This window comes from Micromonospora sp. CA-246542 (genome assembly GCF_050942905.1).
GTDB lineage: Bacteria > Actinomycetota > Actinomycetes > Mycobacteriales > Micromonosporaceae > Micromonospora.
On sequence record NZ_CP192040.1, the window covers coordinates 6854645 to 6874647 of the forward strand.

A 20003-nucleotide genomic window follows, 5' to 3' on the forward strand; every position below is an offset into this window, starting at 1 on the left:
GCCGGTGAACCGATCATTAACGTGATCTTGCGGGCGGCTGCACGTCACGAACTGGTTAGCCGTACTCACGAGCCGGTGACTCGTTGAAAAAACCAGATCAGGCCCATGGTGGACACCCCTGCGGAAACCACACCGGTCGCCCACAGACCCGCTTTCGGCGCGCGGCGGCGCAGCACGAACAACAGCGGGAAGACGGCAGCGATAATCGCCAACTGGACGACTTCGATACCCACGTTGAACACCAGCAGCGACCACAGCAGCGTCCAGGACCACGCCTCGTCGATGCCGAGTGCGCCCGCGAAGCCCAGCCCGTGCACGAGGCCGAAGCAGAAGACGACACCGAGGCGGATCCACCCCCGGCGGTCCAGGGCGAGGTGACCGCGTCCGGTCGTCTCCAGATCCGTCGCGTGGTCACCACGTCGCCAGATCCCCCACAGGTGCCAGCCGGCCACGACGGCGATCGACAGCGCGATGACCGGCTCCACGATCCTCGCCGGCACGTCGACCAGGCCGAGGGCGGCGAGCAGGAACGTCACCGAGTGCGCCAGGGTGAAGCTGGTGGCCGCGAGCACGATCTCCCGCAGGCGCCGCGATCCGGCGATCAGCGCCAACAGGAACAGGATGTGGTCGATGCCGGACAGCAGATGCTCGGCCCCCAGCAGGAAGAACTCGCCGAACCGCTGGTAGGCGGTCTGAGCTGTCGAGAAGGACGGGTTGGCGGCGTCGAGCGCGGCACTGCCTGACCGCCCGTCGATCTCGTAGGTGACGATCGTCTTGGTGCCCTTGACGTACGCCTCGTCGTCCGGGAAGAGACCACTGCGCACCTCGTGCTCGGCGACCCGCTCGGGACAGGTCCAGTCCAGCAGCAGGTTCGCGTACGGCACACCGTCCCGAACGCTGACCGTGGCGTCACTCACCTGGGTGGGTCGACAGGCGGCCCCACGGGCGGTCACCGAGAGGCGGTCGGTGACGTAGCGCAGGACCGTCGGAGCGTGGGCCTTCAGCGCGGCGGCCTGAGCGTCCGGGTCACCCGCCTCGAAGGCGGCGGTTCCGACCCGAAAGAGTGGATCATCGTCGCCGGAGTCGGCCGCCGACACCACGAGGAGGTCGTATTCGAGGCCTAGTTCGGCGCGGATGTGACCCTCGTCTCCGGCGGAGATTTTCGCGTACACGGTCGACGAAAAGCCGTGCGCGAACGCCGCTCCACCGCTGAAAAACGGAAGCACCGTCGCCGCGAATGCGACAACGGCGACGACGACGGTACGGCGGATATGCCCCAGCATGCGGTTCCCCTCGGTTGGCCAGTGCACGCTGCACGTCGCGGGTGAACAAGAACCCGCCCGCCGACGAACCGATGGCGAACAAATATCCGCAGCGGCCGCTCGCGGATCGCGGGCCGCCGGATCTGGGATAGGAATACGAGTCGTACCCGCACCTGCCTCAGTCATCGGAGAAGGACGATCACCTTGCGCCCCCCGCTTCGGGCCGTCGCCCTGCTGGCCACGACCGCCGTACTCCTCGCCGGCTGCGGCTCCGGCGACGACTGGTCCCAACCCCACCCCACGCCGAGCGCGGTCGGCACGCTCGGCCCGGGCTTCGTCGACACCGCCGCGACGCCCGCGCCGGAGGCGACCATCACGCCGAAGCCCGGTTCGTGGGCCGACGTGCACCCGTCGAGGGACTACCGGGTGGTGCTGCTGACCGCCGGCGCGGATGCGCCCACCAAGGCCCTCGTGGCGGCGGTCCGGAGTTGGGCCGACGACGAGCACCTCGACCTGCGCACGGTCGTCGTCGACGACCCGCACGAGGCCGTCGCGGGCATCAGCAAGGCGATCGGAATGAACGCCGACCTCATCGTCACCGCGGGCAACGACCTGATCGACCCGCTGGCCCTGGTCACACCGAACCACCTGGACGAGAGGTTCCTGGTCGTGGGTGCCGAGCTGGCCGAGCCCACCCACAACGTCACCGCCGTCGACTGGGAGGGCGCGTCGTTCCGCGGTGAAGGGCTCGGCATGTCCTCGACGTACGACGCGGGCTCGTTCACGGCCGAGCGCTGCGCGGCCGCCATCCGGGCCGGCGCGGCCGCCGTGCTCAATGGCCTGACCGGCATCGTCGTCTGGCTCTGACCTCCCGGTGTGCTCGCCGCGCGGCAGGTTGTTTTCGCTGCGACCGGTTGTTGAGGTGGCGTGACGGGCGGATGTTATCGATAACAGCGACGACACCCCATCATTCGCTCTGTCGACCACCCGGCCCGCAGTGACCGGTGCCCGCACCCTGCCCGACCGGCAACCGTAGGCACCTGCTGAAGCCCTGGTCAGCGGGGTGATGAGGTCGTTCACGTGTCGGCGAGACATCGAGGATGATGGTTTGGGAGCGCTCCCGTAACATACTCGAAGCGGCTGTTAACGCTCACCTAACAATGACTCCCACGAATGTGGAGGCCGCCGTCCCGTCAGGAGGGTGCTCGATGACCATATTCAGACCGACCAATCTCGGGGTCGTCTCGGCCGGTGTCGCGTTACTGGCGTCGGCGACGGTTGCGGTGGCGCTGCCGGCCGGCGCGGCCGCAGCGGGCTGCTCGGTGAACTACGCCGTGTCGTCCGACTGGCCGGGTGGCTTCGGCGCCAACGTCACGATCACGAACCTCGGTGATCCCGTGAGCAGTTGGACGTTGACGTGGTCGTACAGCGCCGGGCAGACGATCACGCAGTCGTGGAACACCACCCTGACGCAGAGCGGGGCGGCGGTGACCGCGCGGAACGTGAGCTACAACGGTTCGATCGCGACCAACGGCACGGCGTCGTTCGGGTTCAACGGCTCCTGGACGGGCAGCAACCCGGCACCGACGAGCTTCGCCCTCAACGGCGTGACCTGCAACGGCGGCACCACACCCACCACTCCGCCGCCCACCACGCCGCCGCCGACCACCCCGCCACCGACCACTCCGCCGCCGACCACCCCGCCACCCACCACCCCGCCGCCGACCACCCCGCCGCCGACCACGTGCAACCTGCCGTCGTCGTACCGGTGGTCGTCCACCGGAGCCTTGGCGCAGCCGAAGTCGGGCTGGGTGTCACTCAAGGACTTCACCGTGGCGCCCTACAACGGACGTCAGCTCGTCTACGCGACGACTCATGACTTCGGCACCCGGTGGGGCTCGATGAACTTCGGTCTGTTCACCAACTGGTCGGAGATGGGCTCGGCCAGCCAGAACACCATGAACAGCGGCACCGTCGCGCCGACCCTGTTCTACTTCGCGCCCAAGAACATCTGGGTCCTGGCCTACCAGTGGGGCGGCACCGCGTTCTCCTACCGCACCTCCACCGACCCCACCAACGCCAACGGCTGGTCCGCCGCGCAGACCCTGTTCACCGGCAGCATCACCGGCTCCGGCACCGGCCCCATCGACCAGACCCTCATCGCCGACGACCAGAACATGTACCTCTTCTTCGCCGGCGACAACGGCAAGATCTACCGCGCCAGCATGCCCATCGGGAACTTCCCCAGCAGCTTCGGCTCCAGCTACACGACCATCATGAGCGACACCACCAACAACCTCTTCGAAGCACCCCAGGTCTACAAACTCCAAGGCCAGAACAAGTACCTCATGATCGTCGAAGCCATCGGCGGCCAGGGCCGCTACTTCCGCTCCTTCACCGCCACCAGCCTCAACGGCAGCTGGACCCCCCAGGCCGCCACCGAGAGCAACCCCTTCGCCGGCAAGGCCAACAGCGGCGCCACCTGGACCAACGACATCAGCCACGGCGAGTTGATCCGCACCAGCGCCGACCAGACCTTCACCGTCGACCCCTGCAACCTCCAACTGCTCTACCAGGGCCGATCGCCCTCCTCCAACGGCGTCGACTACGGCCTGCTGCCGTACCGCCCGGGCCTGCTCACCCTGCAACGCTGACCCGACCCACCACCACCCGCAGGGCGGGCCCGGCACAGCCGGGCCCGCCCTCGTGGCGGCACAGCTCGCGATGATTACCTCCAGCGCGGGCCGTCGCGTACCAATCTGGCGCTGAGCAGGACGAGTCCGAGCAGGCCGACGAGCCACGCCGCCTCGACGAGCGCGGGTCGTACGCCCACCGCCTCGGGGAAGTACGACGTGGTCTGCAACAGCGCGATGACGCTCCCGTTCGGGTGGATGACGCTGATGGTCCGGTACGGCTGTGGGAGGAGAGCGGTCGCCACGGCACCGCCCGAGGCCGCGTTGCCGATCGCGATGAAGATCAGCCACGTCGGTACCACCGCCCACCGGCCGATCAGGATCACCATCAGCGTGCTGAACAGGCCGGTGACGGCGATCTGGGCGGCCAACGTACCCCAGAGGGCCGGGAGGGACGCCGGAAGCGCCCCGAGGATCGGACCCACGGTGACCGCCAGCGCGATCCCACCCACGACGGCGAGGCCGACGAGGATGGCGAGCCAGGTCCGCAGGGGCAGCCGGCCGACGTTGATGCGCAGTTGCAGGGCCGTCAGGAAGCCGAGCAGGGTCGCGGCGATCATCACGTAGAACGCGGCCAGGCCCGAGCGGTCGGTGTCGGGCAGCGGCCGGACATCCGTCACGAACAGTTCCCGACCGCTCTGCTCGTTGAGCTGTAGAGCGGCGTTGCGCAGCACCTGGGCGAGTGTGTTGCCGGCGGCGCTGGCGACCAGCAGCCGCGAACCGCCGGGTTCCACCACCAGCGCCGCGTAGACCCGTTGTCGCTCGATGGCGCGCTGGGCCTCTCCGGCGTTCGGATAGCTCTGGTACCGCAGCGCGCCGCGCATGCGCGACCGCAGCTCCTGCGCGACCCCCGCGTCGGCAGTCGCGTCCCCGACGAGCGCCGTCGGGATGCGGTTCGGCGGCGGTCGGTCCAACGCCAGGGTGTACGAGGTCACGAAGGCCACGGCCAGCGCGATCCCGACCGCCACGACGGTCAGCACCGTACGGAGCTCACCGGGTTTGTGCCCCCCGTCGGCCGTGTTCTCCGTCAAGAAGATCCCCCTGGTTCGCTTCGCGGTAATGACGAGCATGCCCTTGTCTTGTCGCACCCGTGCCGCGAACAGGGTGATCACCTGCGAATCGAATGGGGAAAGGCGAAACCAAATGTCCACCGTACGGCTCGACGCAGGTGCCGATGATCTGAATTCCGGTGCGCAGGACAGCGCGACCCATCGTCGACAAGGGATACTCTCCGGGCCCACGCCGATGGTCAATTGACCTCGCGAGCAAGGAGAACCCCACCTCACCATGCCTAGAAGACTGCTCTGCGTGCTGATGTCCGCCAGTCTCGCCGTTGCTACGGCGCTCGGCGTGACACAGCCGGCGCAGGCCGACGACCCCTCCGTCGACGGTGGCGGCCGGGCGAACGCCGGCATCGCCCCGGGCGCGCGCAGCTCCGCGATGGCCAAGAGCGCCGCCATCCCAGCGGGTTACACGGTCCGGGGAATCGACGTCTCCAGCCACGACCACAACCTCGGCCCGATCAACTGGCCGGCCGTCGCGGCAAGCGGCGTCAAGTTCGCCTACGTCAAGGCTACGGAAGGTCGGACGTACCTCAATCCGTATTTCGCCGAGGACTACGCGGCGGCCAAGGACGCCGGGCTTCTCGTCGGCGCGTACCACTTCACCCGGCCGGACAAGCGCGACCCGATCAACGAGGCCAACTTCTTCGTCGACAATGCCAAGTTCGCCAAGGACGGTCAGACCCTCGTGCCGATGGTCGACATCGAGTGGCCGTACTGGAGCGGGGCGCCCACCTGTTACGGGCTCACCCCGACCGAGATGTCGAGCTGGATCAAGTCCTTCACCGACCAGGTCAAGGCACGCATCGGCCGGCCCCCGATGATCTACACGAACACCAACTACTGGAATCCCTGCACCGGCAAGAACGCATCGTTCGGCGCCAACCCGTTGGACATCGCCGGCTACACCACGGCTCGGCCGCCGCTGCCGGCGGGTTGGACCACGGAGACCATCTGGCAGTACGCCGCCGGCAACCCGAGCCAGCCCGGCAACTACAGCCAGAACGTCTTCAACGGCACCTTTGCGGCTCTCACCAAGCTCACCAGCACTCCGGTGGCCGCGCCTCCCGTCGCCCTCCGCTCGCGGTCGAACAAGCGCTACGTGGTGGCCGAGAGTGCCGGCACCAAGCCGCTGATCGCCAACCGCACCACCGTTGCCCGGTGGGAACAGTTCGACGTGATCAGTGCCGGCGGCGGTTACGTCGCCCTCCGCTCACGGTCCAACGGTCGCTACGTGAGCGCGGAGAGCAAGGGGACCAAGCCGCTGATCGCCAACCGGACCAAGGTCAGCACGTGGGAGAAGTTCACCATCGTCAACAACTCGGATGGCACGATCAGCCTGCGCGCCGCGGCCAACGGCAGATACGTGGTGGCCGAGAGCAAGGGCACCAAGCCTCTCATCGCCAACCGGACGTCCATCAGTACCTGGGAGAAGTTCGACCGCATCTCCCTCTGATCGCCGCCGCCTGCCCGGTGCCCCCCTTCGCGGGGGCGCCGGGCAGGCGGTTCCGGTGCTACCGCTGCCCGCCGTCCAGGTAACGCAGCACCGCGGTGACCCGGCGGTCGGCGCGGTCGTCCGGCGGCAGTTGGAGTTTGGCGAAGATGCTCCGGATGTGTTTGTGCACCGCCCCCTCGGTGACGAACAGCCGCTCGGCGATCGCGGTGTTGCCGAGCCCCTCGGCCATCAGTCCCAGCACCTCGCGCTCGCGGGGCGACAGCTCGCCCAGCGCCGTGTCGGTCCGCCGGTTGCGGGCGAGCAGTTGGGCCACCACCTCGGGGTCGATCACGCTGCCGCCGTCGGCGACCCGGCGCAGCGCGCTGAGGAACTCCTCGACCCGGCCCACCCGTTCCTTCAACAGGTAGCCGAGCCCGGCCGCGCCCACCGAGAACAGTTCGGTGGCGAACGCCTGCTCCACGTACGCCGAGAGGACCAGCACCGCGAGGCCCGGGCGACGTCGCCGGGCCTCCACCGCGGCCACGATGCCCTCGTCGGTGTGGGTCGGCGGCATCCGTACGTCCACGATCGCCACGTCCGGCGCGTGCTCGTCGACGGCGACCAGGAACTCGCCGGGCGTACCCGCCGTGGCCACCACGTCCAACTCCTCCGCCCGCAGCAGCAGCGCCAACCCCTCGCGCAGCAGCGGGTCGTCCTCGGCGATCACGATCCGCACGGCAACTCCACCCGCATCCTCGTCGGTCCTCCCGGTGGGCTGGTCAGTGCCATCCGCCCGTCGTACGCCTCGACCCGCCGGCGGATGCCGGTGAGCCCGGAGCCATGCGTCTCGGTGGCGCCGCCGCGCCCGTCGTCCTCGACGGTCACCAGGAGCTGACCCTGCTCACGACGGACGACGACGTCCACCCGGCTCGCGCCGCTGTGCCGGACGACGTTTGTCAGCGCCTCGGCCACCACGAAGTACGCGGTGGCCTCGACCGATGCCGCGCAGCGGACGGCCACGTCGACCGTGAGTCGGCAGGGCACCACGCAACTCGCGGCCAGACCCGCCAGCGCACCGGCGAGACCTCGATCGTCCAGCACGGGCGGCAGGATGCCCCGCACCACCGTACGGAGTTCGCCGAGGGCCTGTTCCGCCGCGTCCTGCGCCTGCCCGAGGATCTCGTCGGCGCGGTCGGGGTCACGCCGCACGGCCCGCCGCGCCGCCCCCAGCAGCACGTTGACCGCGACCAGCCGATTCTGCGTTCCGTCGTGCAGCGACCGCTCGATGCGGCGCAGCTCCAGCGCGTGGGCGTCCAGCGCGGCGGCCCGGGTGGCGGTCAGCGCGGCCACCCGCAGCGACAGGTCGATCCCCGGCGGCGGAGGCAGCAGCAACCGGCCCGGCCAGGCCTGGACACGGGCCAGCGCCGGGCCGAACCCGATCGCGGCGATCAGCCAGCCCACCCCGAGCAGGCCCACCAGGAGCGCTTCGGACAGCCCGTCGACGCGCCACCAGACGATCCCCGGAGCGCCGTCCTCGGGTGCGACCAGCCGGTACCACAGCGGAAAGGTGATTTCCTGGAGGGCGTTCAGCGGCATCGTGAGGCCGACCAGCCCCGACAGCAGTCCGATGACCGAGTGCAGCGTGATCCACCCGACTTCCCGGCGGACGAACGGATCGCGTGCCGCCTCCCGCAGCCCCTCCTGCACCGGCCCCGGCGCCGGGATCGGCGTGCCCCAACGGGTCAGCCGGGCCCGCTCCCGATCGGCCACCGAGCGCACCGCGCGCAGGGCGCCGGGCACCAGTCCTCGGCCCAGTCCGGTGAGGCAGATCAGCGCCACGACCGCCGCCCACAGCAGCGCGCCCAACGCGAGCAGGGCGGTGCCGAGCCCGCCGACGAGGTGTTCGAGGGCGTCGACGGAGGCCCGGAACCGGCCTCGCACGTATGCCATCGCCACCCACCTCCCGCGCCAACATAGGTCACGGTGGGCACCCTCGGCAGCGGCCGCGGCGGAAAGTACAGCCTGCTGTACCAGCGGTTGTCGAGCTGGGGGATTCGCCGTCGCGGGTTACCGCTTCGCCGCCCAGAAGACGTAGACCGCGCCGTACGGCACCGACGTCGTGGCGCCGTCCGTGCAGGCGCCCGCCGGGGCGGCGCCGCCCGAGGTCAGGAGCCGACTGATGTACGCCACGTTGCCGAGAATGCCGGTGCCGCTGTGGCTGTCCACCGTCAGCAGCAGCTCCGGAATCGTTCCCGCTCGCGGGCTCTCCGCCGTCTTCTTGGCGGTGATCAGGGAGTTGTCGCGCAGGGACTGCCAGCTCGGCCCCTTGAAGTGGTGGATCCGGCCGCCGGTCCCGACGAGCTGGGCCTCCGGCACGGAGGCCCCGGTGAACACGCCACCGGTGCAGGTGTAGGTCTGCGTCCCCTGGGTGACGACGTACGCGCCCACCGGCCGGGATCCCGCCGGCGGCTTGATCGCCTTGGCGATACGCGGAATGTCGACCCGGCGGGCGTCGGGGCCCACGGCGACCGGGGCGGGCACCTCGGCGGCGGACGCCTGATGGGTCACCGCACCGGCCGCCGCGAGGACACCGGCCGCACCGAGGACCAGGAGTCCCCGGAGACGGGATCGAGACGTCTTCTGCATGGGATTCCTCCGATTCGGGTGGGCGAATCCGCGCCCACGTGAATCCTTACGGGCGAAATCCGGACGGCGATCAAAACCGCGCCAGATCTGATCGACCGTTCACCCCGAAGGCGTACCGGAGGGGTTCAGGCGGTGGTGGCCGCCACCCGTCGGACGGACCCGGCGCGGGCCGCCCAGCGCCCGTCCTCGTGGCGTACCTCGATGGGGTGCGCGAAGGCCGCCGAGACCTGCGCGGTCGTGACCGTCTCGTCGGCCGGGCCGGCGGCGACCACGCTGCCGCCGCTGATCAGCATGGCGTGGGTGGTCGTCGCCGGAAGTTCCTCGAGGTGGTGGGTGACCATGATCGAGGCGAGGCTGGGGTGGGTCTCGCGGAGCAGGTCGATGGTCTCGAGCAACTGTTCGCGGGCCGCGACGTCGAGACCGGTCGAGGGTTCGTCCAGCAGCAGCAGTCGGGGCTGACTGATGAGCGCCCGGACGATCAGGGCACGACCCCGCTCGCCCTGCGAGAGGGTCGGCCAGCGCTCGTCGGCCCTGTCGACCAGCCCGAACATGCCCAGCAGGGAGTCCGCCCGGTCGCGGTCGTCCCGGGTCGGCTGCCAGCGTGGCGGCAGGTCGATCGACCCGACGAGCCCGGTCAGGACGACCTCCCGGATCGTCAGGGGTGACCGCAACGGGTGACGGGGGTTCACGTGACCGATCGCCCTGCGGAGCTGCTGCAGGTCGACGCGGCCCAGTCGTTGACCGAGGACCCGTACGGTCCCCGAGGTCGGGTGGGTCAGCGCACCGCAGAATCCCAGCAGCGTGCTCTTGCCCGCCCCGTTCGGGCCGAGCAGCGCCCAGTGCTCGCCTTCGCCCACGGTGAGGTCGATGCCGTGCAGGATCTGCTTGCCGTTCCGCCGGAACGTCACGTCGCACAGTTCGACGACGGGAGACGGCGGGTGGGGCTCGGCGGTCCTGGGGAGCATGGGCCCTCTATCGGTACGGCGACGGTCGCCCTGCACGGTGCCACAGACCGGCCGTGCGGGTCAGTGACCAGGGCCACCGCCGTCGTACGCGCCGTCGCGGTATCCCTCGGCGGGCTCACTCGTTGGTAGCCGTGTGCCGTACGCCACCGGGTCCGGATGTCCGGCGTCGTCGCGGCGGCGTGGGCGGACGACGGCAGCGGGGGCGGCGAAGCCATGACGAGGGCGGACCCGACCGGGCCACGACGCAAACCCAGCTCGTCGGCTCGGGCCACCCTCCTGGAGTTGTTCTTCGACGTCTTCTACGTGGCCGTGTTCGCGCAGTTGTCGGTGCAGTTGGCCGCTGATCCCACCTGGGGTGGTCTGGGGCAGAGGCTCGTCCTGCTGTTGGCCGCCTGGTGGACCTGGTCGGTGACGGTGAACACCACCGAGTTCTACGATCCACAGCTCCGGGCGGTCCAGGGCGTGGTCGTCGGCACGGTGATCGGTGTGTCCCTGATCGCGGTCGCCCTACCGGGTGCCTACGGCGGGCGGGGCCTACTCTTCGCCGTCGCGTACGTCGGCCTTCACCTGGCCCGGGGACTCACATTGATCATCGCGTTGCGTCCCCATCGGGCGCACGAGCGGGAGGAACGCCTCCTCTTCTGGTTCGTCGTGTCCGGGGTGCTGTGGATCGCCGGCGGTCTCGCCGAGCCGACCTGGCGTACCGGCCTCTGGGTCGGTGCGCTCGCGATCGACTATGTGGCGGCGGCGGTGCGCTACCCGAGGCCGCTGCGCGGCCCGATACCGCTGGAGCACTACAGTCGCTTGAGCATTCATTTCGGCGAGCGCTATCAGCAGATCGCGATTCTGGCGCTCGGCGAACTGACACTGACGACCACGCTTGCGTTCGCCAGCACTCCGTACACCCCGGCCCGAGCGGTCGCGTTCGCCGCCGCGATCCTCACGGCGCTGCTGTTCTGGCAGATCTACGCGTTGCAGAGCAACAATCTCGTCGACCGGTCCGCGCACCGAAACCCACTCCAGTCCGCCTACCTGGCACCGTACGTCTACACACTCGTGGTGACCGGGGTCATCGCCACGTCCGCCGGCGTGGAACTCGTACTTCACGAACACCTTCGAACCACCCCGGCCACCTGGGTGGTCCTCATCGTCGGCGGACCGGTCCTGTTCGTGATCGGACGGATGAACTCCGAGTACCTCCTGCTGGACCAGCTACCGAAATCGCGCCTGGCCTGGCTCGCTCTCCTTGTCGCCGCGTCGCCGGTACTGACGATGCTCGATCCGGTCCTCGTCACGATCGTCGCCACGAGTGTGTTGGCCGGCATGACGGTCACCGATATCTGGCGGCTTCGCGCCCGCGCCCTGGCGAGCTAGGGCCTGGCCGCCGCCGAGGTAGACCAGATCGGGCCAATGAATCTACACTCGTCTGTGTTAGCGCTCACACTCGTCCCAGTGCTGAGGCAGAACGCCGTGCCGATCCGACGATCGGCGCGAGCCGGGCCACGCCCGGCAGCCGGCGGCTGCTCGGTCCGGCCGGCCCCCTCTTCGGATGTCGACTGCCCGGGCGGCCCTACCGATCGGCCAACGCCCTCGGCCAGCTCTACCAACCAAGGGGAGATCCATGCGAACGAGGGCACGATGGCTCGCGACACTCGCCGCGCTCGGTGTCGTGATCGCCGGGGTGGTGGCACCCACCAGTCCCGCCAGCGCAGAGTCCAACGGTGGGGTACGCGTGATGCCGCTCGGTGACTCCATCACCGAGGGCACGCAGGTGCCCGGCGGATACCGCATCGGGCTCTGGCAGCGGCTCGCCGCCGGCCGGTACACGGTGGACTTCGTCGGATCGCAGTTCAACGGGCCAGCCAGCCTGGGCGACCACGACCACCAGGGGCATCCCGGCTGGCGGATCGACCAGATCGACGCGAACATCGTCAACTGGCTCAACACCCAGCGGCCGGCGACCGTCCTGCTGCACATCGGCACCAACGACATCCTGCAGAACTACAACGTGAGCACCGCGCCGAACCGGCTCTCCACGTTGATCGACAAGATCACCACCACCGCGCCCACCGCCGAGGTTTTCGTCGCGCAACTCATCCCGCTCTCCAACAGCAACCAGGAGAACGCCGCCCGCACCTTCAACGCGGCCATCCCCGGCATCGTGCAGAGCAAGGTCAACGCCGGTAAGCGCGTACACCTGGTCGACATGCACAGCGCCCTCACCACCGCCGACCTGATCGACGGCGTCCACCCCACAGCCGGCGGATACGACAAGATGGCCGCCCGCTGGTACAGCGCGTTGCAGTCGGTCCCCGGCAGCATCGGCAACCCGAGCAGCGGCGGCGGCCAGACCACCACGGCGCTCGTGGGCACGCGGTCCGGCCGGTGCGTCGACGTCCCGGGCTCGACCACCACCAACGGCACGCAACTGCAGTTGTGGGACTGCCACGGCGGCGCCAACCAGCAGTGGACCTACACGACCGGCAAGACCCTGACGGTGTACGGCACCAAGTGCCTCGACGCCGCCGGCTACGGCACCTCGCCGGGCACCCTGGTCACGATCTACGACTGCCACGGCGGAACGAACCAGCAGTGGAACGTCAACGCCAACGGCACCATCACCGGCGTGCAGTCCGGCCTCTGCCTGGACCCCTACAACCAGGGCACCGGCAACGGCACCAAGCTCGTCCTCTGGACGTGCACGGGCCAGACCAACCAGCAGTGGAGTCGTCGATGAAGCGGCCCGGCACGGCCAGATGGCTGACGGCCGGACTCGCGGTGGTCCTCGGTCTGGCGCTGGCCACGACGACCCGGGACGCGGCGGTCGCGGACAGCCCGTACCAGCGGGGCCCGGACCCCACCCTGGCCAGCGTGGCCGCCACCCGAGGTCCGTTCGCCACGACGCAGGCGACCGTGCCGGCCGGAAACGGCTTCAACGGCGGGTACGTCTACTACCCCACCGACACCAGCCTGGGCACCTGGGGCGCGATCGCGATCGTTCCCGGTTACTCCGCCCTGTTCGCCAACGAGGAGGCCTGGATGGGCCCCTGGCTGGCGTCCTTCGGGTTCGTGGTGATCGGCATCGAGACCAACAGCCGTACCGACGGCGCCGACGCCCGGGCCACCCAGTTGCTCGCCGCGCTGGACTACCTCACCCGGACGAGCCCGGTCCGCAACCGGGTCGACCCGAACCGGCTGGGCGTCATGGGCCACTCGGCCGGCGGCGCGGGCACCCTGCTCGCCTCGCTGCGGCGGCCCACCCTGAAGACGGCGGTCGGTCTCGCGCCCGGCACCCCCGGCAACAACCTGAACATGTCCAGCACCCAGGTGCCGACCATGCTCATCTCCGGCCAGAACGACGGGACGGTCACGCCCTCGTACGTCCAGGGCATCTACAACAGCCTGCCGGCAACGGTGGAACACGCCTGGGCCGAGCTGGCCGGCAACGACCACCTCTCCTTCACCAGGTCGAACCCGACCGAGATGCGGCTCCTGATCCCCTGGCTGAAGACGTTCCTCGACAACGACACCCGCTACACCCAGTTCCTCTGCCCGCTGGCGGACAGCCGGGGCGTGTCGCGGTACAGCGCCACCTGCCCCCTTGTGCCGCCGGGTGAACCGACACCACCACCCACCACGGGTACGCCCACCACGCCACCGCCCACGACGCCGCCTCCGACGACGCCGCCACCCACCACGCCACCACCGACGACGCCGCCGCCCTCCGACGCTGCCTGCACCGCGGCCTACCACACGGTCAACTCGTGGTCAGGTGGCTTCCAGGGTGAGGTCACGGTGACCGCGGGCACGACCGCCGTCAACGGGTGGACCGTCCGCTGGACCCTGGGCAACGGGCAGAGCATCAGCCAGGTCTGGAACGGCACGCTGAGCACCAGCGGCTCGACAGTGACCGTCCGCAACGCCACCTACAACGGCTCGCTCGCCCCGGGCGGCACGGCCACGTTCGGCTTCCTCGCCACCGGTACGCCGACCAACCCGTCGCCAACCTGCACCAGCCCGTGAACAGCCGCGTGGCGGTCGTCGGCCTGTGGAGTCCGCTGACGACCGCCACGCGGGTCCGATCAGTTGCCCGGTCAGCGCCATCATGCCCAACGGCGCCGTCAGCGATCCTCGTCGTCGAGCAGAACCGGTTCGAGCGCGGGCAGGGGCAGCCAGAAGACGGGGATCATCAGGGCGTAGATGACCAGCCCGGCGGCGGGGGCGACCGTACCGACCGCCGCACCGAGGAGAGTCAGCACCGGTCCCGCCAGGAAGCGTCTACCCACGAGCCTGCCCGCGTGCGCACTGACCCGCGGATTCAACAGTCTCGGCGCACGCAGCGCGTACCACCAGAGGGCATTGAAGAAGATCGCGCCCAGGCCGAAGGAGCCGCCGAAGAACAACACGGCGAGCGGCTCACCCGACCCGTTGCGGAAAGCCGCCGCGAGTACGGAGGCCGCGAACGGCAGGAACGCCACGGTCATCAGCAGCACGGTGTTGAGCAGGAGCACCCCGCGATCAGCGGCGACGACCTGGTCGAACATGACATGGTGGTTGGTCCAGATCGAGGCGATCAGGAAGAAGCTCAGCACGTACGCCAGGAACGAGGGCCACAGCTCGACCAGACCCCGACCGAGGTTGGAGGTGTCCTCGGGCGGGTGGATCTCCAGCACCAGAAGCGTGATGGAGATGGCGAACACGCCATCACTGAAGAACACGGTCCGGCTCGGGTCTCGGAGAGCGCTGCCCTGCAGCGCAGCCTCATCCCCCGGTCGTGTCCGCCGCCGGAAGCGCCACCGCCTGGCCATCAGCCTGCCCGGCCGAATGGACGAAACGCCATAGATGGGATCATGCGTCAACCTCCGACGCCGGGTGGAGAGGGCTGCTCGGGCGGTTTGCCCATCGCGCGCATCCCGTCCGAGATGGCGATGCCGGCCAGGACGGCGACGGCGGTGCCGGCCACGGCCAGCGGCGGGACGAGGATCATCGCGGGCGCGACAGCGACCAGCAGGAGAGCGCCGATCAGCCGGGAGCGGGACACCCGCGCGAACACCGCGTGTTCGACAAGCATTCGTCCAGCCAGGAACAGCACCGGTCCGCCGAGGATGGCGATGATCCAGGAGGCATCGGTGGGCCCGAACGGATGGGTGATCACGATTTCGTAGCCGACGGCGATGGCGACGGTGCCGACGACCATGAGCATGTGGGCGATGAACGCCTCCCGGATGAGGTGCGCCGGGTCACGGGCGGCCGTGAGCGCCCCGGGCAGCAACTGGCCCGCCTTGAAGAGGTACACCCGGAACAACAGCACGGTCGTGGCGAACGAAACGGCGAACGCCACGGCGGCGCCGCCCTCCTGGAACGACGTGTCGCTGTAGGCCGATCCGGTGGTCAGGATCAGCTCACCGAGCGCGATGATGAAAAACTGCCGATACCGCTCGGAGATGTACTCCGCCGACACCGGCCAGCCCGGTCGGCTGGAGATGTTCCACGGCGCGGGGTAGAAGAGCAGCAGCGCCGTACCGTCGATGGCGAGTGCGAGCGCCCACAGCACCGTCCGCGCCGCATCCGGCAGCAGCGCCCCGACGATCCACGGGACGGCGGACATCGAGAACCACAGGAGCACCCCCGCCGCCCGACTCTGGGCCTTCAGACCGCGCAACGCCGGCACGATGACGAGGCCACGGACGATGTGCACCGCCACGTACGAGCCGGCGAAGACCAGACCCCCGGCACCGAACGCCTGTGGCACCGCGACCGCCATCATCAGGGCGCCGAGCATGGCCGTGTAGACCACAAACTGGACCTGTGGCCGCTCGGAGTTGTAGAGATCGGTAACCCACGCCGTGACGAACCAGAGCGACATGAAGGCCATCAGCAACAGGAACGTCTCGCCGACCTCGGCGAGGACCATTCGCCCCTCGGTCAGGTCCTCGACGAGCCGATGGGAGACCCGGTTGAGCGCGAAGACGAACACCAGGTCGAAGAAGAGTTCCAGGAGGCTCGGCCGCTGCGGCTGCTCCGCCTTGCGAAGCAGCGTTGCTGCGCCTGTCGACATTCCGCCGCCCGACCTTGCCCGGATTCTTCACCTTTTGGGAATTGATACCACCTTCGGCGGCCCATCGGGGTCGGTACGACATGCCGCCGCCCTTTGGCGTCACCGCCCGAAGCGTCCGGACCACGCAGACCGGTAACGCGCTCCGATGTGCAGGGCTCAAGAACCTGCGGTCCGCGTCAACTTCGCCAGTAGGCGCTCGCGTCTTCGACGGGGTCCACCTCGCCGGCTGCCGGGCGTTCTCCGAACTCAAACGCGCCCGGGCCGATGGCCTCAGCTTCACGTAGGCACCCGCCGCCCGACCGACGTCCGGGGCGCCAGGTGGATGTGGGGCCGCCGATGAGCAGCCCTCACGCCAAGGTTCAGTCGTAGAACACCACGAACGCTGATGCGGAGTCGTTCGGGATCTCGTCTCCGCCGCCCCTGAAATCCACTCCACTGTGCGCGGGAACGAACGTGATCCTGCCGCCGCCACTGCCGGCGGCGAAGCCGTGCTCGAAGACACCGATCGTGTGATTACTGCCGTTCCACACGGAGGACGCTGAATCGTTCAGGTTTTTTCCGTTGGTGTACTGGTACCAGCGGAAATCGGCGAAGCTGGCACCGGCATCGACGGTCCGGAACGCCATGGTCGAACCCGTCCAGCCGAAGTTCTCGTAGAAGCAGACCTCCACATACTTCTCGGCGCACCTGTACACCGCCTGCGCAGCCGTCGGGGCGACCGTCACCGAGGCCACGACGGCCACGGTGGTAGCGAACGTGGCCGCGAAAGCTCTGCGCTTCTTCACGTCATCTCCAACAAGAAATAGCCGGCAGAAAATGTGCCACGAACCTACCGGCCAGTTCTTTATTCCTTCTGAACATCCCGGTCGTGGAAGGCCCGGAGAACCCGGTGACGCCCGCAGACGCTCGCCGTACGCCACCGGTTTCAACCCCGCACCGGGTTCCGACGGCGCGCTGTCACGACCAGGTCCGGTACGTCGTCGCGAGTGATCAGGCGGCAGCGCCCGCCTTGAGGCGGGCGGCGATGTCGACGACCCGGCGGGCCTGATGGCGGGCCGCCTGGAGGACCACCTCGCCGGGCGGGCCGTTGCCGACCACGTGGGAGGTGCCGTAGGGGTTGCCGGCCTGGAACTGAACGGGGTCGGTGTAGCCGGGGGGCACGATGATGCCGCCCCAGTGGCAGAAGGTGTTCATCAGCGCCAGGAGAGTGGACTCCTGGCCGCCGTGAGCCGTGTTGGATGAGGTGAAGGCCGAGTAGACCTTGTCGGCGAGCTTGCCCCGGAACCACAGCGGGCCTGTCGTGTCGATGAATGCGCGTAGCTGGCTGGCCGGGTTGCCGAAGCGGGTCGGGGTGCCGAAGAGCACCGCGTCGGCCCAGTCCACATCGTCGTGGCTGGCCTCGGCAATGTCCGCGGTGTCCTTCAGGTGCTGGTCCCACTCCGGCCTGGCGCTGATCGCCGCCGCCGGGGCGGTTTCGAATACCTTGCGCAGTCGCACGGTGGCGCCGGCCTTCTCGGCCCCTTCGACGGCGGCTCGCGCCAACGTGTGGATGGTGCCGGTGGAGCTGTAGTAGATGATCGCGAGGTGCACGGGTTCCATGGTCGATTTCCTCCCTCAGCGGTTCTGACCGGTACGACGAGACAGCGCGAGAAGATGTGAGGCGACCTGCGACCGCACAATTCGCGGCGACGGTTCGTCGTAAGGGGTGAGCCAGATCGTTCGAAGGAGTCGGTGAACCCATGGCCCACCCGCCCGAGCGGCTGCACGACCGGCCCGATCCGAGCCTCAGCGCGATCATCAGCGAGCGCCGTCAGCTGACCAACCTGGCGTACCGACTGCTGGGCTCCCTGGCCGATGCGGAGGACGTCGTGCAGGAGACCTACGCCCGCTGGTACGCCATGTCCCCCCGCCAGCAGGAGGACATCGACGCTCCCGGCGGCTGGCTGACGACGGTTGCCAGCCGCATCTGCCTGGACCTGCTCCGCTCGGCACGGGTCAGGCGCGAGCGTTACGTCGGCGAATGGATCCCGGAGCCGCTCCCCGACCGGGCCGAATGGATCAGCGGCCGGTCAAGCGGCGACGCCGACCCCGCCGACCGGGTCACCCTCGACGAGTCGGTCAGCATGGCCTTCCTCGTCGTACTCGACGCGATGACCCCTGCCGAGCGGGTCGCGTTCATCCTGCACGACGTCTTCGGCTACCCCTTCGCCGATGTGGCCGCGATCGTCGGTCGTACCCCCGGGGCATGCCGACAGCTCGCCACGTCGGCCCGCCGCCGCATCCCCGTGCCACGGCCCGACGCGGGCTCGTCGGCACGACGTGCCGATCTCGTCCGGGCCTTCAAACGCGCGTGGGAGGCCAAGGACATCGAAGCGCTCATCGGCCTGCTGGCGTCCGACGCCACGGCGACCGGCGACGGCGGGGGGCTCGTCACCGCCGCACTCCGCCCGATCGAGGGAGCCGAGCAGGTAGCCCGCTTCTTCGTCGACCGGCCCACGGCGGCGGTCGGCGTGACACTTCGGGAACGCACGGTCAACGGTCAGCCCGGTCTGGTGGCTCTGCGGGACGGCGTCATCGTGTCGGTGATGGCGTTCGACGTCAGCGGGGACCGCATCGAACACATCTGGGCCGTACTCAACCCCGACAAGCTCCGCTCCTGGGTTGCTAAGGCTTGAGTTTCCGGAGACCGCCAGGCTGGACGAAGAGCTCCCGCCGGGCTACCGCATCTCCCCGGGCGTCCAGCTCGTACCCCTCGATCCAGGCCCACCCGTCGTACGTGATCCGGTCTTCCAGTACGCGGATGAGCCGGAAGTAGAACGGCCGGGAGAACTGGACGCTGGCCGCCGGCGTGAGGTGCAGGAGGTCACCACTCTTGAATGGGTGCACGACCGACCGCCCGTCGCCACGCCACGATCCGTGCCCGGGCTACCGCAGCCCTCGGGCACCAGCCGTCCGGGTGGCAACGGCTACACCTCTGCATGCGGTGGTAGTCGATCACCGTCCAGGAAAGCTCGACCTCGAACGGCACCGCGCTCACCGCGCCCCCTCCCGCTTCGGGTGGGGTGGAGCAGGACAGGCGAACGGCCAGAGCTTCACGAGGAGCCTCCTACCTGGGCGAAGGTCTGACCTCGAGAGTAGTCGAGCCTATTCTACCTGTACAGCCCGTGCAGCCTGCCCAGCCCGGGCTACCTGTACCTGCTGACCATGCCGTGTAACGCGTCCATATCGTGTCGATCATGATTGACGAGATGAGCCCGGTCCCCTTCTACATTCAGCTCGCCGATCTCCTCGCCAAGCAGATCGAATCCGGGAAGCTCAAGCCTCGTCAGCCGCTCCCGAGCGAGGCGACGTTGCAGCAGGAGCACGGCGTAGCTCGTGGAACGGTCCGCGCAGCGGTACGGCTGCTGCGGGAACGAGGGCTCGTCGTCACCTTCACCGGGCGCGGGACGTTCGTCGCCGAGAAGCCGTAGCCTCCACCACCGTCACTCACCGAGGCGTCAGCCAGGTGCGCGCCGCGGTCGTCGGCGGTGTCGCGCCCGCCGCGCGGAACCCGGTCACCGATCGGGCGTACCGGTAACCGGTCCCCAGCACCGCGGCGAAGCCGATCAGCACGGTGTAGGACCAGGAATCGCCGGGACCGGTCAGCTCGCCGTAGCGGTGCGCCAGGAAACCGACGAACGTCGCCGCGCCCAGCGCGGTCACCGCGACCACCGCGCGCAGGTCGGCCACCATCCCGGCGTACGCGCCGACCACTACCGCGATCAGCAACGCCCGGCCGGGCAGTTCCCCCGGCGTGAACAGACCCGCCGCCACCAGCGTCGCACCGACCGTCAGCACCGCCCCGCCGGCGACTCGAAATCCGGTTTCCCCATCCCGTACCACC

At 69.2% G+C, this 20003-nt stretch carries 20 protein-coding genes; 8 read left to right on the forward strand and 12 right to left on the reverse strand.

Translation table 11 applies throughout. The features are described from left to right. Positions 1-65: 65 nt before the first annotated feature. Positions 66-1283, reverse strand: a complete 1218-nt coding sequence (locus ACQP0N_RS31940; RefSeq protein WP_433116296.1) for a HupE/UreJ family protein — start codon at positions 1281-1283, stop codon at positions 66-68. A gap of 183 nt (positions 1284-1466) precedes the next feature. On the opposite strand from ACQP0N_RS31940, the gene ACQP0N_RS31945 reads away from it, so the two are divergent. Together ACQP0N_RS31945 and ACQP0N_RS31950 are read left to right on the forward strand one after the other, a co-directional pair. Further along, positions 1467-2129 (forward strand): hypothetical protein, encoded by a 663-nt coding sequence (locus tag ACQP0N_RS31945; RefSeq protein ID WP_433116298.1) that lies wholly within the window; start codon positions 1467-1469, stop codon positions 2127-2129. Positions 2130-2470: 341 nt separating this feature from the next. Continuing rightward, a complete protein-coding gene (locus tag ACQP0N_RS31950) occupies positions 2471-3916 on the forward strand; it encodes a non-reducing end alpha-L-arabinofuranosidase family hydrolase (RefSeq protein ID WP_433116300.1) in 1446 nt (481 codons plus the stop codon). 74 nt (positions 3917-3990) lie between these two features. On the opposite strand, the gene ACQP0N_RS31955 is transcribed toward ACQP0N_RS31950, so the two are convergent. After that, positions 3991-4986: a hypothetical protein gene (locus ACQP0N_RS31955; RefSeq protein WP_433116302.1), complete on the reverse strand. Its 996-nt coding sequence runs from the start codon at positions 4984-4986 to the stop codon at positions 3991-3993. Between the two features lie 256 nt (positions 4987-5242). Between ACQP0N_RS31955 and ACQP0N_RS31960 the strand changes: the two genes are divergently transcribed. Further along, positions 5243-6472: a GH25 family lysozyme gene (locus ACQP0N_RS31960; protein ID WP_433116304.1), complete on the forward strand. Its 1230-nt coding sequence runs from the start codon at positions 5243-5245 to the stop codon at positions 6470-6472. 58 nt (positions 6473-6530) lie between these two features. Here the strand turns inward: ACQP0N_RS31960 and ACQP0N_RS31965 are convergent, their stop codons facing one another. From ACQP0N_RS31965 to ACQP0N_RS31980, 4 genes are all read right to left on the reverse strand, one after another. Further along, positions 6531-7187 carry a response regulator gene (locus ACQP0N_RS31965; protein WP_433116306.1) on the reverse strand — a complete coding sequence of 219 codons (657 nt, stop codon included), beginning with the start codon at positions 7185-7187 and terminating at the stop codon, positions 6531-6533. Next, positions 7175-8401, reverse strand: a complete 1227-nt coding sequence (locus tag ACQP0N_RS31970) for a sensor histidine kinase (protein WP_433116308.1) — start codon at positions 8399-8401, stop codon at positions 7175-7177. The genes ACQP0N_RS31965 and ACQP0N_RS31970 overlap by 13 nt, the downstream gene beginning before the upstream one ends. Before the next feature lie 117 nt (positions 8402-8518). Further along, a complete protein-coding gene (locus ACQP0N_RS31975; RefSeq protein WP_433116310.1) occupies positions 8519-9097 on the reverse strand; it encodes a DUF3455 domain-containing protein in 579 nt (192 codons plus the stop codon). A gap of 125 nt (positions 9098-9222) precedes the next feature. Then, the gene (locus ACQP0N_RS31980; protein WP_433116312.1) at positions 9223-10062 is read right to left on the reverse strand and encodes an ABC transporter ATP-binding protein; all 840 of its coding nucleotides are present in this window, start codon (positions 10060-10062) and stop codon (positions 9223-9225) included. 156 nt (positions 10063-10218) lie between these two features. Here ACQP0N_RS31980 and ACQP0N_RS31985 point away from each other — a divergent pair, with 156 nt between their 5' ends. From ACQP0N_RS31985 to ACQP0N_RS31995, 3 genes are all read left to right on the forward strand, one after another. Continuing rightward, positions 10219-11436 (forward strand): low temperature requirement protein A, encoded by a 1218-nt coding sequence (locus ACQP0N_RS31985; protein WP_433116313.1) that lies wholly within the window; start codon positions 10219-10221, stop codon positions 11434-11436. A gap of 247 nt (positions 11437-11683) precedes the next feature. Then, positions 11684-12799: a ricin-type beta-trefoil lectin domain protein gene (locus tag ACQP0N_RS31990; protein ID WP_433116315.1), complete on the forward strand. Its 1116-nt coding sequence runs from the start codon at positions 11684-11686 to the stop codon at positions 12797-12799. Next, complete coding sequence (locus ACQP0N_RS31995; RefSeq protein ID WP_433116317.1) at positions 12796-14085, forward strand: cellulose binding domain-containing protein; 1290 nt, start codon at positions 12796-12798, stop codon at positions 14083-14085. The genes ACQP0N_RS31990 and ACQP0N_RS31995 overlap by 4 nt, the downstream gene beginning before the upstream one ends. 98 nt (positions 14086-14183) lie before the next feature. Here the strand turns inward: ACQP0N_RS31995 and ACQP0N_RS32000 are convergent, their stop codons facing one another. From ACQP0N_RS32000 to wrbA, 4 genes are all read right to left on the reverse strand, one after another. Further along, positions 14184-14762 carry a TMEM175 family protein gene (locus ACQP0N_RS32000; RefSeq protein WP_433116318.1) on the reverse strand — a complete coding sequence of 193 codons (579 nt, stop codon included), beginning with the start codon at positions 14760-14762 and terminating at the stop codon, positions 14184-14186. Between the two features lie 155 nt (positions 14763-14917). Continuing rightward, positions 14918-16120 (reverse strand): low temperature requirement protein A, encoded by a 1203-nt coding sequence (locus ACQP0N_RS32005; RefSeq protein ID WP_433116320.1) that lies wholly within the window; start codon positions 16118-16120, stop codon positions 14918-14920. 359 nt (positions 16121-16479) lie between these two features. Continuing rightward, the gene (locus ACQP0N_RS32010; protein ID WP_433116322.1) at positions 16480-16905 is read right to left on the reverse strand and encodes a peptidase inhibitor family I36 protein; all 426 of its coding nucleotides are present in this window, start codon (positions 16903-16905) and stop codon (positions 16480-16482) included. A gap of 205 nt (positions 16906-17110) precedes the next feature. Continuing rightward, positions 17111-17719, reverse strand: coding sequence for an NAD(P)H:quinone oxidoreductase (wrbA, locus tag ACQP0N_RS32015; RefSeq protein WP_433116324.1), 609 nt, complete (start codon positions 17717-17719; stop codon positions 17111-17113). Between the two features lie 140 nt (positions 17720-17859). Between wrbA and sigJ the strand changes: the two genes are divergently transcribed. Beyond that, the gene (gene sigJ / locus ACQP0N_RS32020) at positions 17860-18795 is read left to right on the forward strand and encodes an RNA polymerase sigma factor SigJ (protein ID WP_433116326.1); all 936 of its coding nucleotides are present in this window, start codon (positions 17860-17862) and stop codon (positions 18793-18795) included. On the opposite strand, the gene ACQP0N_RS32025 is transcribed toward sigJ, so the two are convergent. Then, positions 18785-19006 (reverse strand): hypothetical protein, encoded by a 222-nt coding sequence (locus ACQP0N_RS32025; RefSeq protein WP_433116328.1) that lies wholly within the window; start codon positions 19004-19006, stop codon positions 18785-18787. The two genes, sigJ and ACQP0N_RS32025, sit on opposite strands and share 11 nt — an antisense overlap. 350 nt (positions 19007-19356) lie before the next feature. Here ACQP0N_RS32025 and ACQP0N_RS32030 point away from each other — a divergent pair, with 350 nt between their 5' ends. Then, complete coding sequence (locus ACQP0N_RS32030; RefSeq protein ID WP_355240562.1) at positions 19357-19590, forward strand: GntR family transcriptional regulator; 234 nt, start codon at positions 19357-19359, stop codon at positions 19588-19590. Positions 19591-19606: 16 nt separating this feature from the next. Here the strand turns inward: ACQP0N_RS32030 and ACQP0N_RS32035 are convergent, their stop codons facing one another. After that, complete coding sequence (locus tag ACQP0N_RS32035; protein WP_433116330.1) at positions 19607-19957, reverse strand: hypothetical protein; 351 nt, start codon at positions 19955-19957, stop codon at positions 19607-19609. Between the last annotated feature and the right edge of the window lie 46 nt (positions 19958-20003).

Excerpts from the sequence above, each read along its gene's own strand:
- ACQP0N_RS31940 (WP_433116296.1), bottom strand. The coding sequence starts at position 1,283 with ATGCTGGGGCATATCCGCCGTACCGTCGTCGTCGCCGTTGTCGCATTC.
- ACQP0N_RS31950 (WP_433116300.1), top strand. The coding sequence starts at position 2,471 with ATGACCATATTCAGACCGACCAATCTCGGGGTCGTCTCGGCCGGTGTC.
- ACQP0N_RS31960 (WP_433116304.1), top strand. The coding sequence starts at position 5,243 with ATGCCTAGAAGACTGCTCTGCGTGCTGATGTCCGCCAGTCTCGCCGTT.
- ACQP0N_RS31970 (WP_433116308.1), bottom strand. The coding sequence starts at position 8,401 with ATGGCATACGTGCGAGGCCGGTTCCGGGCCTCCGTCGACGCCCTCGAA.
- ACQP0N_RS31975 (WP_433116310.1), bottom strand. The coding sequence starts at position 9,097 with ATGCAGAAGACGTCTCGATCCCGTCTCCGGGGACTCCTGGTCCTCGGT.
- ACQP0N_RS31980 (WP_433116312.1), bottom strand. The coding sequence starts at position 10,062 with ATGCTCCCCAGGACCGCCGAGCCCCACCCGCCGTCTCCCGTCGTCGAA.
- ACQP0N_RS31985 (WP_433116313.1), top strand. The coding sequence starts at position 10,219 with ATGTCCGGCGTCGTCGCGGCGGCGTGGGCGGACGACGGCAGCGGGGGC.
- ACQP0N_RS31990 (WP_433116315.1), top strand. The coding sequence starts at position 11,684 with ATGCGAACGAGGGCACGATGGCTCGCGACACTCGCCGCGCTCGGTGTC.
- ACQP0N_RS31995 (WP_433116317.1), top strand. The coding sequence starts at position 12,796 with ATGAAGCGGCCCGGCACGGCCAGATGGCTGACGGCCGGACTCGCGGTG.
- ACQP0N_RS32005 (WP_433116320.1), bottom strand. The coding sequence starts at position 16,120 with ATGTCGACAGGCGCAGCAACGCTGCTTCGCAAGGCGGAGCAGCCGCAG.
- wrbA (WP_433116324.1), bottom strand. The coding sequence starts at position 17,719 with ATGGAACCCGTGCACCTCGCGATCATCTACTACAGCTCCACCGGCACC.
- sigJ (WP_433116326.1), top strand. The coding sequence starts at position 17,860 with ATGGCCCACCCGCCCGAGCGGCTGCACGACCGGCCCGATCCGAGCCTC.
- ACQP0N_RS32030 (WP_355240562.1), top strand. The coding sequence starts at position 19,357 with ATGATTGACGAGATGAGCCCGGTCCCCTTCTACATTCAGCTCGCCGAT.